Here is a 15,315-nt window from a genome sequence, read left to right as displayed (position 1 = left end):
CGTCTACGAACACAATTGGAGAGGCTGAACAGGAATTGTGATTTGGTGCACATATGAAGCTCGATAATTGGGACGAAATCCGGACCGCCTATCAGGTGGCGCGCATGGGAACCGTCAGCGGCGCGGCTGAGGTTCTGGGGGTCCATCATGCCACGGTGATCCGCCATATCGACGCGCTTGAAACCCGGCTTGGGGTCAAGTTGTTCCAGCGTCACGCGCGCGGCTATACCCCGACCGAGGCCGGGCAGGATCTGCTGCGGGTGGCGCAGGCCACCGATGACCAGTTCAGCCAGCTTATCGGCCGGCTAAAGGGGCAGGGGGATGAGGTGACGGGGGAGCTGGTGGTAACCTCGCTGGCTTCGCTCTCGCCGCTGCTGGTGCCTGTGATGACAGAATTCCAGCGGGCTCACCCCGGGCTGATCGTCCGTTTCCTGACCGGCGAACGCCTGTTCCGCCTGGAATATGGCGAGGCGCATGTGGCAGTGCGCGCCGGATCGGCGCCGAACCAGCCTGACAACGTGGTGCAGCGGTTCGCCGATCTGCCGATCGCGGTCTATGCCAGCAAGTCCTATATCGCCGCCCATGGCCGACCCGAGACGGTCGAGGATTTCGCCCATCACCGCTTTGTCGGCGACGACGATCCCGATACCCGGGCCCCCTTCTCGAAATGGTTGCAGGCCCACATCCCGGCCGAAGCCGTGACCTTTCGCTGCAACAGCGGCGATGCGCTGCAAGAGGCGATCCTGGCCGGGGCCGGCATCGGCTTCATGGCGGTCTGGGAGGCTTCCCGCCACGAGGACCTGGTGCAGATCATGCCGCCGCAGCCGGATTGGTCCGGCGCGCTGTGGTTGGTGACGCATGTGGATTTGCACCGCACCAACAAGGTGCAGGCCTTCCTGAAATTTCTCAAGGATCGCGCCCAGGGCTGGTATCCGGAATGATCCGCCGGGCAAGCGGGCTGTCGCTGGCCCATCTGAGCCCCAGGGCACAGGGGCATCTGGCAATGCTGACCTTTTCGGCGTTGGTGGCCGGGTCATTCTCGCTCGGGTCGCAGGTGGCCAACCAGATCGCACCGGCAGCGCTGAATGCGGCGCGCTTCGCCATCGCGGCGGTGGTGATCGGCGCGCTCGCCGCCACCACAGGCAAGTTGAGACGCGAGGCCTTCGCCGCCCCTTGGCGCTATCTGCTGCTGGGCGGGCTGTTCGCGGTCTATTTCGTGCTGATGTTCGAGGGGCTGAAGACGGCGGCGCCGGTCAGCGCTGCGGCGGTCTTTACCCTGACGCCGATCCTGGCTGGCCTGTTCGGTTGGGTGTTGCTTCGTCAGGTGACCAGTCGGCGCATGGCCTTGGCGCTGGCCATCGGCGCCGCCGGCGCGCTCTGGGTGATTTTCGACGGCGATTGGCAGGTGGCGCAGCGGGTTCATCTCGGCAGGGGAGAGGCCATCTATTTTCTCGGCTGTATCGCCCATGCCGTCTATACGCCGATGGTGCGCAAGCTGAACCGGGGTGAGCCGGCGGTGATGTTCACCTTTGGCATGTTGCTGGCGGGCTTTGTGCTGCTGACGCTTTACGGTTGGTCCGACATCCGCGCCACCGACTGGCTGGCGTTGAAGCCGATCGTCTGGATCGGTCTGTTCTACCTGGCGATCTTCGCCAGCGCGACCACCTTCGTCCTGTTGCAATTCGCCACGCTCAGGCTGCCGTCGGCCAAGGTGATGGCCTATACCTATCTCACCCCCTCCTGGGTGATCCTGTGGGAAATCGCGCTTGGTCATGGCGCACCCTCGGGGTTGGTTCTGGTTGGTGTCCTGTTGACGGTGGTGGCGCTGGTGATGTTGCTGGAGCAGGAGGGTTAGGCGCCGGGCGCGTCCTTTGTTTCCATCGGCTCCGCTTCGGAAAGCTCGACTTTCAGGAACCGTTCGAAGGCCTCGAGGTTGACCGGCTCGAACTGGCCGAAGCTCTGCATCCAGACGCTGGCGGTGCGCAGGGCGTCGGGTTCCAGCTTGCACCACTTCACCCGGCCGCGCCGTTCCTGGCTGATCAGCCCGGCGCGGGTCAGGATGGTCAGATGTTTGGAAACGGCCGCCAGCGACATCTCGAACGGGGCGGCCACGTCGGTCACTGCCATGTCGTCTTCGAGAAGCATGGTCAGGATCGCTCGCCGGGTCGGGTCGGCCAGGGCGGCGAATACGCTGTCGAGAGGATCGGCCATGTGGCTCTCTTGCTGCGGTGGACGGCAATCGTCAACCTTTCGGTTGAATATGCCCTTTCGGGCGATTTCGCGCCAGAGCCCGCGGTGCCGCGCCAGGCCTGTGCTGTGGGGTTCTAAAAATATCAAGATATAACAATGGGTTGCGACATCCTCATTCTTCACATTCTAGCGATTGACTCCTCGCCCCCCAGCCCTTAGCACCATCCGCGACGACAGCGTGGGGACCATCGGTGACCGAGGACGACCAAAAGCAGCGCCTCGCGCGGCTTGAGGCGCGGCTCGCCAAGGCCAAGAAGGCTCAGGAGCCGAAGCCCCGCGTGGACGAACATTATTCTCAGGCGAACCTTGCCTGGCGGATGGTGATTGAACTTGTGGCCGGTCTCGGGATCGGTTTCAGCATCGGCTATGGGCTGGACAGCCTGTTCGGGACTATCCCGATCTTGCTGGTGACATTTACATTGCTGGGTCTGGCTGCAGGCGTGAAGACGATGCTGCGCAGCGCCAAGGAGATCCAGGAGAAGATCGAGGCCGACGAGGCTTTGAAACAGACAAAGGCCGAGAAGGCCGCGCAAACGACTAGGGCTGACGAGCCCGCGCGAGAGGACGAGAGGGACTGAACGTGGCAACCGAAGCGACTGGTGCAGAACACGCCGCCGAGACCGGCGGTCTGGTATTCCATCCGATGGATCAGTTCATCGTGAAGCCGCTGTTCGGTGGCGACACGATTGCCTGGTACACGCCTACCAACGTGACCCTGTGGATGGCAATCGCGATCTTGGTGATCTTTGGCCTGCTGGTCATGGGCTCTTCCCGCCGGGCCATCGTGCCGTCGCGGATGCAGTCGATCGCGGAAATGGCCTATGGCTTCATCCACAAGATGGTCGAAGACATCTGCGGCAAGGACGGGCTGAAGTTCTTTCCCTATGTGATGACGCTGTTCATGTTCATCGTCACCGCGAACTTTCTCGGGCTGATCCCGATGTCCTTCACCCTGACGTCGCATTTCGCCGTGACCGTGGTTCTGGCGCTGCTGGTCTTCCTGACCGTGACCATCGTTGGCTTCGTCAAGCACGGCACCGCGTTCCTCGGGCTCTTCTGGGTGTCGAGCGCGCCGCTGGGCCTGCGCCCGGTTCTGGCTGTGATCGAACTGATTTCCTACTTCGTCCGGCCCGTGAGCCACTCCATTCGTCTTGCCGGCAACCTGATGGCCGGCCACGCGGTGATCAAGGTTTTCGCGGGTTTCGCCGCGCTGACCCTGGTCAGCCCGGTGTCGGTGCTGGCGATTACCGCAATGTACGGCCTGGAGCTGCTGGTCGCTTTCGTCCAGGCCTATGTGTTCACCATTCTGACCTGCGTCTACCTCAAGGATGCGCTGCATCCGTCGCACTGACGCCGGACCGAACTTCACCTAAAGACTGACAAACTTTCCATCGTAAGGAGATATCAAATGGAAGGCGATCTCGCATACATCGGCGCTGGCCTGGCTGGCATGGGTTCCGGCATCGCGGCCCTGGGTGTGGGCAACGTGGCAGCCAACTTCCTGGCCGGCGCACTGCGCAACCCCTCGGCGGCAGCTTCGCAAACTGCCACCCTCTTCATCGGTATCGCATTTGCGGAAGCTCTGGGCATCTTCTCGTTCCTGGTTGCCCTGCTGCTGATGTTCGCCGTCTAATCCAACTCCGGAACATCTGATCCTTACGGTCGGGCAGCGCGGGCGACAGAGCCGGCGCTGCCCGATGTAGGCTAAGTTCCCAAGGAGGACGACATGGCAACACAGACACACGACGCCGCTGCCGATATGGCCCATGGCGCCGCTTCCGGCGGGACCGGCATGCCGCAGCTCGATTTCACGAGCTTTCCGAACCAGATCTTCTGGCTGGCTGTCACGCTTGTCGTGATCTACCTTGTCCTGTCGCGCGTCGCATTGCCCCGGATCGGTGGCATTCTGGCCGAACGGACCGGGACGATCACCAACGATCTGGCGGCAGCGGAAGACCTCAAGGCGAAGGCCGTCGAGGCCGAAGAAGCTTATAACAAGGCGCTGAACGAAGCCCGGGCCGAAGCGCAGCGGATCGCTGCCGAGGCGCGTGCGGAAATTCAGGCCGACCTGGACGATGCCATCGCGAAAGCAGATGCCGGTATCGCCGAGAAGGTCGCGGAATCCGAAAAGGCGATTGCCGAGATCCGCGCCGGCGCGATCGAAAGCATTCAGGCCGTCGCCAAAGACACCACGGCCGAGATCGTGACCGCCCTGGGGTTCCAGGCGGACGAGGCGGCCGTCAATGGCGCCGTCACCGACCGGATGAAAGGATAAGAAGGATGCGTAACCTTTCCGCTCTCATCCTGATGCTGGCGGGCGCGAGCCCGGCCCTGGCCGCATCCGGTCCGTTCTTCTCGCTGCATAACACCAACTTCGTGGTGCTGCTGGCGTTCATCGTCTTCGTGGCGATCTTGGTCTATTTCAAGGTTCCGCGCACCATCGGCGGCCTGCTGGACAAGCGCGCCGAGGGGATCAAGTCCGAGCTGGACGAAGCCCGGGCGCTCCGCGAGGAAGCCCAGACGCTGTTGGCCTCTTACGAGCGCAAGCAGAAGGAAGTGCAGGAGCAGGCGGGGCGCATCGTCGCCAACGCCCGCAGCGATGCCGCCGCCGCGGCAGAGCAGGCAAAGCTCGACTTGGAGAAATCCATTGCCCGCCGCATGGCTGCCGCGCAGGAACAGATCGCTTCGGCCGAATCCGCCGCGGTCAAGGAAGTGCGCGATCAGGCCGTCGCCATCGCAGTGGCTGCCGCCAATGAGGTGATCGCCAAGCAGATGAGCGCCGCCGAAGCCAACAAGCTGATCGACGACGCCATCTTGGAAGTGGACGCCAAGCTGCACTGAGCCCTGGGCGAAGTGACATGACATCAGGAAACCCGGCCATCGTGCCGGGTTTTTCTTTGCCGTTTCGGTCTGGGCAAGTCCTGACCGGGCAGGGGGGCGCTGCCCCCCTCGCCTGTGGCGAGTCCCCCGGGATATTTTCAGCCAGAAAAAGTGGGGCGTTTAGCCCTTGCTGCTTTCGTGTTCGAGCCGCAGGCGCGCCACGGCTTCGTTGCGGTCGGCGCGGTGCCGATCCTTCAGCGCCTGCTGGACGTAGTCGAGATGGGTCTCGACCGCGGCGCGGGCGGCCGCCGGGTTGCGCCGCTGCAGCGCATCGTTGATTGCCCGGTGCTGGTCGAGCAGGGTGGCGCGGGAGCTGGGCTGTTTGAACATCACCCGGCGGTTATAAAAGACGCCCTGTTGCAGCAGATCGTACATCGCGCGCATCATGTGGAGCATCATCACGTTATGGCAGGCGTCGATGATCGCGGAATGGAATTGGGCGTCGAGCCTGGCCTCTTCTCCGGCGGTGTTGGGGCCGCCTTGTATTTCTTCCATGCGGTCGAAAACGGTCTGGATCACCTTGAGATCGCTGTCCGATCCCCGCCGGGCGGCGCGTTCGGCGGCGAGCCCCTCCATGTCGCGGCGAAACGAGAGATAATCCAGGGCCGCCTCTTCATGGGTGGAGAAGAGCCGGGTCAACGCCGGCGAGAAGGCGGAGCCCAGGACCTCTGCCACGAAGATGCCTGAACCGGCCCGGGTGGTCAGCAGCCCCTGGTTTTGCAGTTCGGCCACCGCGGCGCGCAGCGAGGGGCGCGATACTCCGAGCCGCGTCGCCAGATCGCGTTCCGGCGGCAATCGTTCGCCGGGGCGCAGGATGCCACGGAGAATCAGATCCTCGATCTGGCGCACGACCGAGCGGGAGAGCTTTTCGGACTGGACTTTTTGAAACGGCATTTGCCTTTTGACGCTGGGAATGTGGGGATTGGTCAAATCATATGACCACCCAGGGCACAAGGCCACAGGCTGTTCCGGTAGCATCAAAAAGCGCATACCTCCTTTGTTGAAATAATAGGTCAGGAAGGTTGACATTTGCTTGCGAAAAATTACTTTGCGCAACCGGAATAAAGGCCAGGAGGTGCGGCGATGTCCCTGCAACAGATCTTTGCTACCCGCGCGGCGCGGATGAAGGCATCGGAGATCCGCGAGCTGTTGAAGCTGCTTGATCAGCCGGGCATCATTTCCTTCGCCGGCGGGATCCCCGATGCGGCGCTGTTTCCGGCCGATGCCTTTGCCGAGGCTTTCGCCGATGCGCTGACGCCGGAACGTCAGGCGCTGGCGCTGCAATACTCGGTGAGCGAAGGCTATCTGCCGCTGCGCCAGTGGATCGTCGGGGAAATGGCGCGGATCGGCATCGCTTGCGATGTCGACAACGTGCTGATCACCTCGGGGTCGCAGCAGGCGCTGGATTATCTGGGCAAGCTGTTCCTGTCGCCGGGCGATACCGCACTGGTGGGCTGGCCGACCTATCTGGGGGCGCTGGCTGCCTTCAATGCTTATGAGCCGCATTACGATCAGTTGAACGTCAACGGCAACCGGACGGTGGAAAGCTATGTCGAGGCGGCCGAGAAAAACGGCGGGACGGTGAAATTCGCCTATCTGTCGGCGGACTTCGCCAACCCCACGGGTGAGACGCTGGATCGCGCTGCGCGAGAGCATCTTCTAGACCTGGCCGAGGGCGCCGATTGCGCGGTGATCGAGGATGCGGCCTATCAGTCGCTGCGCTATGATGGCGAGGCGATCCCGCCGATCCTGGCGCTTGAGATCGCGCGGAAGGGCAATATCGAAAACTGCCGTACCATCTATTGCGGGTCGTTCTCCAAGACCCTGTCGCCAGGGTTGCGGGTTGGCTGGGTTGTCGCGGCGCAGCCGGTGATTTCGCAAATGGTTCTGCTCAAGCAGGCGGCGGATCTGCATTCCTCGACCATCAACCAGATGGCGGTGTGCGAGGTGGCCGAGCGGTGCTTTGATGATCATGTCGCGCGGATCCGCGAAGTGTATCATCGTCGTCGCGACGTGATGCTGGAGGCGTTGGCAACCTACATGCCCGAAGGGGTGGAGTGGACCCGACCCGAGGGCGGCATGTTCGTCTGGATCACCTTGCCGGAGGAGGTGGATGGGGCCGATCTTCTGGCGCGGTCGCTGGAGACTGAAAAGGTCGCTTTCGTGCCGGGGCGGGCCTTTTTCGCCGATGCCAGTAACGGCAATACCATCCGGCTCAGTTTCTCGGCGATGAAGGAAGAGCTGATCGTCGAGGGGATCCAGCGTCTGGGCCGGTTGCTGCGCGGGCTCTGACGCTCGGCAACGGCGGCAAAATCTGATACGCTCGCATAGGTTGTGTCCTGAGGGAGGCGCCTATGCGGGGGTTTTGCGCTTTATTGCTGGTTGTCGCGGGCTTGGCGGCCTGCAACAGCCCAAGCGCGTATTTTCGGGCCGCGCCGGTCAGCCGGATTGCGGTCGACGGGTCGGTTTTCGACGTGCGGGTCCGTGGCACCCTGGCCGAGGCGATCCGGGTCAATTCGCAATATGCCCCGCGTTTCGGGCCAATTCGCGCCCGGGCCGGGTTGGCGATGGAGCTGGTCAGCGGTTGTCCGGTGAAACGGGTGTTGGGGGACCAGGCGCAGGCCACCGGCAAGCTGTCCTGCCCTCGGCCGTCGCGTCCTTCGGCGCGGGAAATCTGCAGGCCGCTGGGGCAGGTGCAGGGCCGTGACGGGCGCCGCTATCCGGCGTATGATTGCGGCTTGGGCAGGCCGGGCTAGGTGGCGGAAGGCGGCCGGTTACGTCAATATCTTGGGGATAACCTCGTGTTCCCCGCCAGATGCAGCGGCAGACCTGTTGACTCTCGGTTGGCCGGATGCACAAATTTCCAGTTCAACGGAATCAGGATGGTCCGCCTTTGCGCTTCACCCGTCTCAGACTGACCGGCTTCAAAAGCTTCGTGGATCCGACCGATCTGATCATCGCCGAAGGGCTGACAGGGGTGGTCGGGCCGAACGGCTGCGGCAAGTCGAACCTGCTGGAAGCGTTGCGCTGGGTGATGGGCGAGACGCGCGCCAAGGCGATGCGTGGAGCCGGTATGGAAGACGTGATCTTCGCCGGTGCCTCGGCGCGCGCGGCGCGCAATTTCGCCGAAGTGGCGCTGACCATCGACAATGCCGACAGGCTGGCCCCTGCCGGGTTCAATGATGCCGATTCCCTGGACGTGGTGCGCCGGATTACCCGGGATGCGGGCTCTGCCTACAAGGTCAATGGCAAGGATGTGCGGGCGCGCGATATCCAGATGTTGTTCGCCGATGCCTCGACCGGGGCGCATTCGCCGTCGCTGGTGCGGCAGGGACAGATTTCCGAACTGATCAACGCCAAGCCCACGGCGCGGCGGCGCATTCTTGAGGAGGCCGCTGGGATTTCCGGTCTTTATCAGCGCCGCCACGAGGCCGAGCTGAAACTGCGTGCGACCGAGGCCAACCTGACACGCGTCGATGATGTGCTGGAGCAGTTGGGCGGGCAGCTTGGCCAGCTCGCGCGTCAGGCGCGGCAGGCAGCGCGCTATCGTGAGATCGGCACGCAGCTCAGGCTGGCTGAGGGCATGTTGCTCTATCGCCGCTGGCGCGAGGCGGATGATGCGCGGGTCGCGGCCGAGGCGATATTGCGCGAGCGGGTGACCGAAGCCGCGCGGGCCGAGGCTGCGGCGGGGCAGGCCAGCCGGAACCGGGCCGAGGCGGATGAGGCGATGCCGCCGCTGCGTGAAGAGGAAGCCATCGCTGCGGCGATTTTGCAGCGGCTTCAGGTCGAGCGGGATGCGCTGAACGATCAGGAGGCGCGGGCGCGCAAGACCATCGAGACGCTGACCGCGCGGATCGACCAGCTTTCCCGCGACATCGAACGCGAGGCCGGACTGAACCGCGATGCTGGCGAGACGATCGAGCGGCTGGAGTGGGAACAGCGAGAGCTGGCCAAGGCTGGCGAGGGCCAGGAGGAGCGGCTGACCGAAGCGTCGGAGCTGGCACATGAGGCGGCCTCGGTCCTGCAGGAGCGCGAGGAAAGCCTGTCGCAGATGACCGAGGATGTCGCCCGATTGGCGGCGCGGCACCAATCGGCGCAGCGGTTGCTGGACGACAGCCGAAAGACTCTGGCGCGGTCGGAGGCCGAAGAGGCCCGCGCAACCGAGGCGGTTGAGGCCGCCGAGGAGGCGGTCGAGCAGGCGGAGGAGGCCTTTGAAACGGCCCGCGAGGCGGAAGAAGAGGCGCGCGATGCCGCCGATGCCGCCGAAGAGGCGCTGAACGCGGCGGAGGAGTTGCGGGGCGAGATTCAGATGCGCGAGGCCGAGGCCCGCGCCCATCGGTCTGAGGCCGAGGGCGAGGCCGGCGCGCTCAGGGCCGAGGCGGCGGCATTGGCCAAGCTGGTGGCGCGCGATACTGCCGAGGGCGGCCAGGTGCTTGATCTGCTGCGGGTCACGCCCGGCTATGAAAAGGCACTGGGGGCCGCGCTGGCCGACGATCTGCGGGCGCCTGTGGTGGCGGCGGAAGGCCCCTCTGGCTGGACCCGGTTGTCGGGGTATGATGCAGCCCAGCCCCTGCCCGAAGGCGTGGCGGGCCTGTCTGATTATGTCACCGTGCCGGAGGTTCTGGCCCGCCGCATCTCCCAGATCGGGGTGATCGAGGTGGCTGAGGCGCCGCGCTTGCAGCCGCTGCTGAAGCCAGGGCAACGGCTGGTGACGGTGGCCGGCGATCTCTGGCGTTGGGATGGATTCCGCGCCTGGGCCGAGGACGCGCCCTCTGCCGCCGCGCTGCGGCTGGAGCAGTTGAACCGGCTGGAGGCGTTGCAGCAGGAGCTGGAAGAGCTGACCGCCCGGGCCGAGGCTGCGCGGGCGGCCCATGAGGAGCTGAACCGCAAGTTGGCGGATGTGACCGAGGCCGATAAATCCGCGCGGGCTGCGCGCCGCACTGCCGACCAGCGGGTGGCCGATACTGCCCGCGCTCTGAGCCGGGCGGAGGCCGACCGCAACTTGGCGCGGGGCAAGTTGGAAAACCTCGGGCTTGCCGTTACGCGCCACAAGGAAGAGGCGATGTCTGCCCGGGCCCAGTTGCGCGAGGCCGAGGCGGGGATGGCGGAGCTGGGCGATCTGGATACCGCCCGGACCCAGGTCGAAGCTGTCCGTCAGACGGTGGAGGCGGCGCGGATCACCATGCTGACGCGCCGGTCCTCGCATGACGAGCTGCGCCGCGAGGGCGAGGCCCGGACACGTCGGACCCAGGAAGTGGCGAAGGAACTGAGCGGCTGGCGCCACCGGTTGGAGACTGCTGGTCGCCGTATCGCCGAGCTGGAAGAACGCAAGGAAAGCTCGGAAGAGGAGCTGTTCGAGGCCCGGGCGGTGCCCGAACAGATCGCCGAGCGGCGCGAGGAACTGGCCGAGCAGAGCGAAAACGCCGAGGAGCGCCGGGCGCGGGCCGCCGATGCGCTGGCGGCTGGCGAAGCGCGTCAGCGCGCGGCCATTCAGACCGAACGCGATGCCGAACGCCATGCCTCGGACGCGCGCGAGGCGCGCGCCGCCGCCGAGGCCCGCACAGAAGCCGCCCGCGAGACCGTCGCGGCCACCGCCGAGCGCATTGCCGAAGACCTGGAGAAAACTCCGCAGGAACTGCTGGAAAGCCTTGATGTCGCGCCGGGTGAGATGCCCTCTTCCGACGTGCTGGAGGCGGATGTGAACCGTTTCAAACGCCAGCGCGAGGCGCTTGGGGCGGTCAACTTGCGGGCAGAGGAAGACGCCCGCGAGGTGCAGGACGAATTCGACACCCTGTCCACTGAAAAGACCGATCTGGAAGAGGCGATCAAGGCCCTGCGTGGCGGAATTGCCGGGCTGAACCGTGAGGGGCGCGAACGCTTGCTGACCGCCTTTGAACAGGTGAACAGCAATTTTGCCCTCCTGTTCACCCATCTCTTCGGCGGTGGCGAGGCCAATCTGGTCATGGTTGAAAGCGAGGATCCGCTCGAGGCCGGGCTTGAGATCATGTGCCAGCCGCCGGGCAAGAAACTGTCGACCCTGTCGCTGCTGTCGGGGGGCGAACAGACGCTGACTGCGCTGGCGCTGATCTTTGCCGTGTTCCTGGCCAATCCGGCGCCGATCTGTGTGCTTGACGAGGTCGACGCGCCGCTGGATGACGCCAACGTGACCCGTTTCTGCGATCTGCTGGACGAGATGTGCCGCCGTACCGAAACCCGGTTCCTGATCATCACCCACCACGCCGTGACGATGAGCCGGATGGACCGGCTGTTCGGGGTGACCATGCAAGAGCAGGGGGTGAGCCAACTGGTCTCGGTCGATCTGAAAAAGGCTGAACAACTGGTGGCGTGATCGGCTTCCGGATCAAATTTTCACTCGAATTTCGTAGATTTGTGGCGCTTTAATGGATCATGAACCTTGGTCTTCCGCTGCTGAGTCTCGGCCTCTGGCTGCTGCCCGCGTGTCTTGTCGCGCAGGACTGGGGCCTGTTGGGGGGGACACCCTGGCCAAAGACCTCGCCGATGATGTCACCGCAGCCGTTCTATGATCCGAAACGGCCCTATCTCGCTCCTGACGGATCGGTGCGGCGTGGGTATGAGACCGAGGGCCTGACCTATGACGGTCGAACCGATTTCGGGCTTTTGGCGCTGCGCCCGGATGGCAAGATCTGTGTCGAACTGGGGGTGGGGGGCAAAAGCTGCGATTTGTACCTGAAGGATGGGCAGATGCGCATGCTGCTGGGCGATGGGCAGGGCAGGTTGCCCTTCCGCTTCGAATTGGGCGTGGGGAACTGAGCGGTCCAGGGCCGTGGCGTGGGGTGCTGGGGTTCTGGTTCAACCCTGCCTCGCGTGCTGTTCTCCGGTCGCGACGCCCCGCGGCGGAAGCAGGTGAGGAGCCTGACAGAAAACACCTATTGGAAGTGGGGGGCAATCGCGGTCGTGACCGTGGTGCTGACCGCCGTTCGCCTTTGCCCGGCCATTGAGATCGGGCACGAGAAAGGCCCTGCGGAGAGGCATCTCTGCAGGGCCAACTTTTTTTGGGGGGCTGACCGAAACCTATCGAATGCTCAGAAGAGTGGGCGCCCCTTCCCGACAAGTAAAGCCCGCTGCCTCAAAGCCGGTTCAGCAGCGCCATTGTCGGCCAGGCATCGGCAGGCAGCCCCAGGCGTTTCTGTTCCGCCTGAACGGCGGCACGGGTGCCGGCGCCGAGGATGCCGTCGATCTTGCCGACATCATAGCCGCGCGCCGCCAGCTTCTGCTGCAGCCGTTTCATTTGCGGTCCGTCGAGCCCGGGCTCCGGCGTGCCGGCGTCATAGATCGCGCTGCCCTCCAGCCGGTTGGCGAAATAGGCTGCCGTCAGCACATAGGTGAAACTCTGGTTCCATTCGAAATAGACGTTGAAGTTCGGATAGGCGATGAAGGCCGGCCCCTTGCGCCCCTGCGGCAGGATGATCGAGGCGGGCAGGCCGCCCTGTGCCAACTTGCCTTCGCGTGGTCGCACCCCGCGCTTGGCCCAATCGGCGACCGTCAGGTTCTGGCCCGGGCCGGTCAGCGACCAGTCGAGATCGGCAGGCACGGTGACTTCCTGCAACCAGGGTTCCCCCGCGCGCCAGCCCAGATGCGACAGCATCTTGGCGCCTGACATCAGCGCATCGGGGGCCGAGGTCTTCAGCCGGACATGGCCGTCGCCATCGCCGTCGACGCCGTTGATCAGGATGTCGCGCGGCAGCATCTGCACCATGCCGATTTCTCCCGCCCAGGCACCTGTGGTGCGGGCGGGGTCGAAATCACCGTGTTCGTAGAGGGTAAGCGCGGCAAAGATTTGCGGCCGGAACAGCTCCGGTCGGCGGCAGTCATGCGCCAGGGTGGTCAGCGCGTTCAGCGTGTTGAAATCGCCCTGGAAGCCGCCGAAATCGGTCTCGAAGGCCCAAAAGGCCAGCAGCACACCGCGCGACACGCCATAATCGCGTTCTATCCGCTTGAAGGTGGCATCGTATTTCTTCGCCATGGCGCGGCCCTTGTCGAGCCGTTGCTTGGAAATCAGCCGGCGCGAGAATTCGATGAAGGGTTTCTGGAACACCCCCTGGGCGCGATCTGCTTTCAGCACCTTGGGATCCTGCTGCACGCCACTGAAAAACGCGTCCACCGTGGCCTGCTTGTGGCCGGCGGCGACGGCTTCGGATTTCAGCCCCTTGACGAAGGCGGGGAAGGGGCCGCCGCATTGTGCATGGGCGGCAGAGGCCATCAGGCCGAGAGCGAGAAGAGGGGCGAAAACACGCATGAAATCAATATCCTTTATACGTAGGTCTTAGACTAGTGGCAGCGCCAGCGCGGCGGCAATCACAAGGCCGAGAGTGCCGATCCAAATCCGCCAGAGCAGCCGAACGGCGGCGTCGATCTGGGCCGGCCCGATCTGGCGGCGGCCCTGGCCGTTGACCCAGGGCAGGTCTCGCATCTCGCCATGATAGCTGCGCGGCCCGGCCAGGGCCACGTCCAGGGCGCGGGCCATGGCGGCCTCGGGCCAGCCGGCGTTGGGGGATTTGTGGCGCCGGGCATCTGCGGCGATCTCGGGCCAGCGGGGCAGTTGCCCGGTCAGGGCCGCGATCAGCAACCCGGTCAGCCGCGCCGGGATCAAGTTCAGCAGATCATCGGTGCGGGCGGAAACCTTGCCGAATTCCTCGTAGCGGGCATTGCGATAGCCGATCATGCTGTCGGCGGTGTTGATCGCCTTGTAAAGCATCAGCCCCGGCAGCCCGAGGATCAGGAACCAGAAGGCCGGGGCGATTACCCCGTCAGAGAGGTTCTCGGCCGCGCTCTCGATGGCGGCGCGGGTGACCTGCGCCTCGCTCATCTGTGCGGTGTCGCGGCTGACGATACGGGCGACCATGGCGCGGCCCTGCGGAAGTGACTGCCTCAGGCCATGGCCCACGGCGGCGACGTGATCGGCGAGCGAGCGTTGCGCCAGAAGAATGGCGGCGCAAAGGATTTCGACGACCCAGCCCAGCCGGCTCAGCGCCTCGCCCAGGGTCAGCGCGCCAAGCGCGAGAATGGCGGTGACGAGCGCCCCTTTCAGCACCTTCGCCCCGCCCCGGTTCAGCAGCCGATCGAGGAGAGAGATCGCGCGTCCCATCAGCACCGCTGGATGTGGCAGCCGGGACCAGAGCCAGTTGGGTTCTCCCAGAATGGCGTCGATCACCATGGCCAGGGCAAGCATCGCGGCGGTGGTCACAACGCGCTCTCCAGCCGGGTCCAGCCCTCGGCAGGCGGCAGGCCGAGGCGGATATAGGTATCTGAATAAGGGAAAATGCGACTCCAGACATGGGCGCGGGCCAATCGCTCCTGCCAGCGGGCGGCGTGATCAACGCGGTAGAGGCGGAAGAGATCGGTGCCGCCCGCCACCTCGGCGCCACCTGCCCGCATCAGCGTATCGAGCCGCCGTGCTTCCGTCGCCAGCCGGGCGCGGGTGGCGGCGGCCCAATCCACGTCTTCCAGAGCCAGGGCGCCGACCCGCAGCGCCGGGCCGGAAACCGCCCAGGGGCCGGTCAGATCGGCAAGCCGGGCGATGGTGTCGGGGCTGGCAATGGCGAACCCCAGCCGCAGGCCGGCCAACCCCCAGAACTTGCCGAAGCTTTTCAGAACCACCCGCCCGGGTTGGTCGGCGAGGGCGAGCAGGCTTTGGTCCGGGCAGATGTCGCAGAAGCTTTCGTCTATCACGGTCAGCGGCGCGTCGACATCTTCGGCCTGCCACAGCCGCCCATCGGGGTTGTTCGGGTGCACGATCACCCGCGCCTCGGCGGGTCCATCATCCACGATCTGCCAGCCCTGCGCGGCGAAGGCGGCGGCATGTTCGTTATAGGTGGGCATCACGATCCGCACCCGCCCCGGGGGGGCCAGTGCAGGCATTCGCGCGATCAGGGCAGAGGCGCCGGGCGCCACCAGCACGGCGGCCCCGTCGGGCACCTGCCAGAACCGGCGGGCGGCGGCGATCAGGCGGTCCTGCGCTGCGCGGTCGGGCAGGGCGGTCCAGTCGCCCGGCGTGAAGGTTGGCAGCGGATAGGGCTGGGGGTTGATCCCCGTGGACAGGTCGATCCAGTCGGGCCGGGCCCCGCCATGGCGCGCGATGGCATCGTCCAGTCCGCCGCCATGGTCGCGGGGCGTCGGGGGCAGGGGCGTGGAGTGGGACATGTC

The 15,315-nt window shown here is 65.0% G+C and carries 16 protein-coding genes; 11 read left to right on the top strand and 5 right to left on the bottom strand.

Annotated elements, in window-relative coordinates; genetic code table 11:
* The first annotated feature begins 53 nt into the window (after positions 1 to 53).
* Positions 54 to 941 carry a LysR family transcriptional regulator gene (locus G455_RS0104710; protein WP_028092624.1) on the top strand — a complete coding sequence of 296 codons (888 nt, stop codon included), beginning with the start codon at positions 54 to 56 and terminating at the stop codon, positions 939 to 941.
* Complete coding sequence (locus G455_RS0104705) at positions 938 to 1,855, top strand: DMT family transporter (protein WP_407636235.1); 918 nt, start codon at positions 938 to 940, stop codon at positions 1,853 to 1,855. Before G455_RS0104710 ends, G455_RS0104705 begins: the two co-directional genes overlap by 4 nt.
* Here the strand turns inward: G455_RS0104705 and G455_RS0104700 are convergent.
* Positions 1,852 to 2,211 carry an ArsR/SmtB family transcription factor gene (locus G455_RS0104700; protein ID WP_028092622.1) on the bottom strand — a complete coding sequence of 120 codons (360 nt, stop codon included), beginning with the start codon at positions 2,209 to 2,211 and terminating at the stop codon, positions 1,852 to 1,854. The two genes, G455_RS0104705 and G455_RS0104700, sit on opposite strands and share 4 nt — an antisense overlap.
* 230 nt (positions 2,212 to 2,441) lie before the next feature.
* Between G455_RS0104700 and G455_RS23365 the strand changes: the two genes are divergently transcribed.
* The 5 genes from G455_RS23365 (at position 2,442) to G455_RS0104670 (ending at position 5,091) form a co-directional block, all read left to right on the top strand.
* On the top strand, positions 2,442 to 2,828 hold the full coding sequence (locus tag G455_RS23365; RefSeq protein ID WP_051312172.1) for an AtpZ/AtpI family protein: 387 nt from the start codon (positions 2,442 to 2,444) through the stop codon (positions 2,826 to 2,828).
* Positions 2,829 to 2,830: 2 nt separating this feature from the next.
* Positions 2,831 to 3,601, top strand: coding sequence for a F0F1 ATP synthase subunit A (locus tag G455_RS0104685; protein ID WP_028092621.1), 771 nt, complete (start codon positions 2,831 to 2,833; stop codon positions 3,599 to 3,601).
* A 57-nt stretch (positions 3,602 to 3,658) separates the two neighbouring features.
* Complete coding sequence (locus G455_RS0104680; protein ID WP_028092620.1) at positions 3,659 to 3,883, top strand: F0F1 ATP synthase subunit C; 225 nt, start codon at positions 3,659 to 3,661, stop codon at positions 3,881 to 3,883.
* A 93-nt stretch (positions 3,884 to 3,976) separates the two neighbouring features.
* Entirely contained in the window at positions 3,977 to 4,525 is a 549-nt protein-coding gene (locus G455_RS0104675; RefSeq protein ID WP_028092619.1) for a F0F1 ATP synthase subunit B', read from the top strand.
* Positions 4,526 to 4,530: 5 nt separating this feature from the next.
* Entirely contained in the window at positions 4,531 to 5,091 is a 561-nt protein-coding gene (locus tag G455_RS0104670) for a F0F1 ATP synthase subunit B (protein ID WP_028092618.1), read from the top strand.
* A 159-nt stretch (positions 5,092 to 5,250) separates the two neighbouring features.
* Here G455_RS0104670 and G455_RS0104665 read toward each other — a convergent pair whose 3' ends face one another.
* Positions 5,251 to 6,024, bottom strand: coding sequence for a FadR/GntR family transcriptional regulator (locus G455_RS0104665; RefSeq protein ID WP_028092617.1), 774 nt, complete (start codon positions 6,022 to 6,024; stop codon positions 5,251 to 5,253).
* A gap of 189 nt (positions 6,025 to 6,213) precedes the next feature.
* On the opposite strand from G455_RS0104665, the gene G455_RS0104660 reads away from it, so the two are divergent.
* The 4 genes from G455_RS0104660 to G455_RS0104645 all read left to right on the top strand — a co-directional run bounded on the left by G455_RS0104660 (position 6,214) and on the right by G455_RS0104645 (position 11,922).
* Positions 6,214 to 7,422, top strand: a complete 1,209-nt coding sequence (locus tag G455_RS0104660; protein ID WP_028092616.1) for an aminotransferase-like domain-containing protein — start codon at positions 6,214 to 6,216, stop codon at positions 7,420 to 7,422.
* 62 nt (positions 7,423 to 7,484) lie between these two features.
* On the top strand, positions 7,485 to 7,886 hold the full coding sequence (locus tag G455_RS23360; protein ID WP_189658330.1) for a hypothetical protein: 402 nt from the start codon (positions 7,485 to 7,487) through the stop codon (positions 7,884 to 7,886).
* A 137-nt stretch (positions 7,887 to 8,023) separates the two neighbouring features.
* On the top strand, positions 8,024 to 11,479 hold the full coding sequence (gene smc / locus G455_RS0104650; RefSeq protein WP_028092615.1) for a chromosome segregation protein SMC: 3,456 nt from the start codon (positions 8,024 to 8,026) through the stop codon (positions 11,477 to 11,479).
* 59 nt (positions 11,480 to 11,538) lie between these two features.
* Entirely contained in the window at positions 11,539 to 11,922 is a 384-nt protein-coding gene (locus G455_RS0104645) for a hypothetical protein (RefSeq protein WP_028092614.1), read from the top strand.
* 316 nt (positions 11,923 to 12,238) lie between these two features.
* Here the strand turns inward: G455_RS0104645 and G455_RS0104640 are convergent, their stop codons facing one another.
* Genes G455_RS0104640 through cobD form a run of 3 tightly spaced genes read right to left on the bottom strand, consistent with a single transcriptional unit; the run spans position 12,239 to position 15,312 of the window.
* The gene (locus tag G455_RS0104640; RefSeq protein ID WP_028092613.1) at positions 12,239 to 13,408 is read right to left on the bottom strand and encodes a lytic murein transglycosylase; all 1,170 of its coding nucleotides are present in this window, start codon (positions 13,406 to 13,408) and stop codon (positions 12,239 to 12,241) included.
* 27 nt (positions 13,409 to 13,435) lie between these two features.
* Complete coding sequence (gene cbiB / locus G455_RS0104635) at positions 13,436 to 14,356, bottom strand: adenosylcobinamide-phosphate synthase CbiB (protein ID WP_028092612.1); 921 nt, start codon at positions 14,354 to 14,356, stop codon at positions 13,436 to 13,438.
* Complete coding sequence (cobD, locus tag G455_RS0104630; RefSeq protein ID WP_028092611.1) at positions 14,353 to 15,312, bottom strand: threonine-phosphate decarboxylase CobD; 960 nt, start codon at positions 15,310 to 15,312, stop codon at positions 14,353 to 14,355. Before cobD ends, cbiB begins: the two co-directional genes overlap by 4 nt.
* Between the last annotated feature and the right edge of the window lie 3 nt (positions 15,313 to 15,315).

Origin of the sequence: Pseudodonghicola xiamenensis DSM 18339 (assembly GCF_000429365.1) — a bacterium.
In the GTDB taxonomy this organism is placed as follows: domain Bacteria; phylum Pseudomonadota; class Alphaproteobacteria; order Rhodobacterales; family Rhodobacteraceae; genus Pseudodonghicola; species Pseudodonghicola xiamenensis.
The sequence above is the reverse complement of the archived record's forward strand: the minus strand, read 5'-3'. Positions and strand labels throughout refer to the sequence as shown.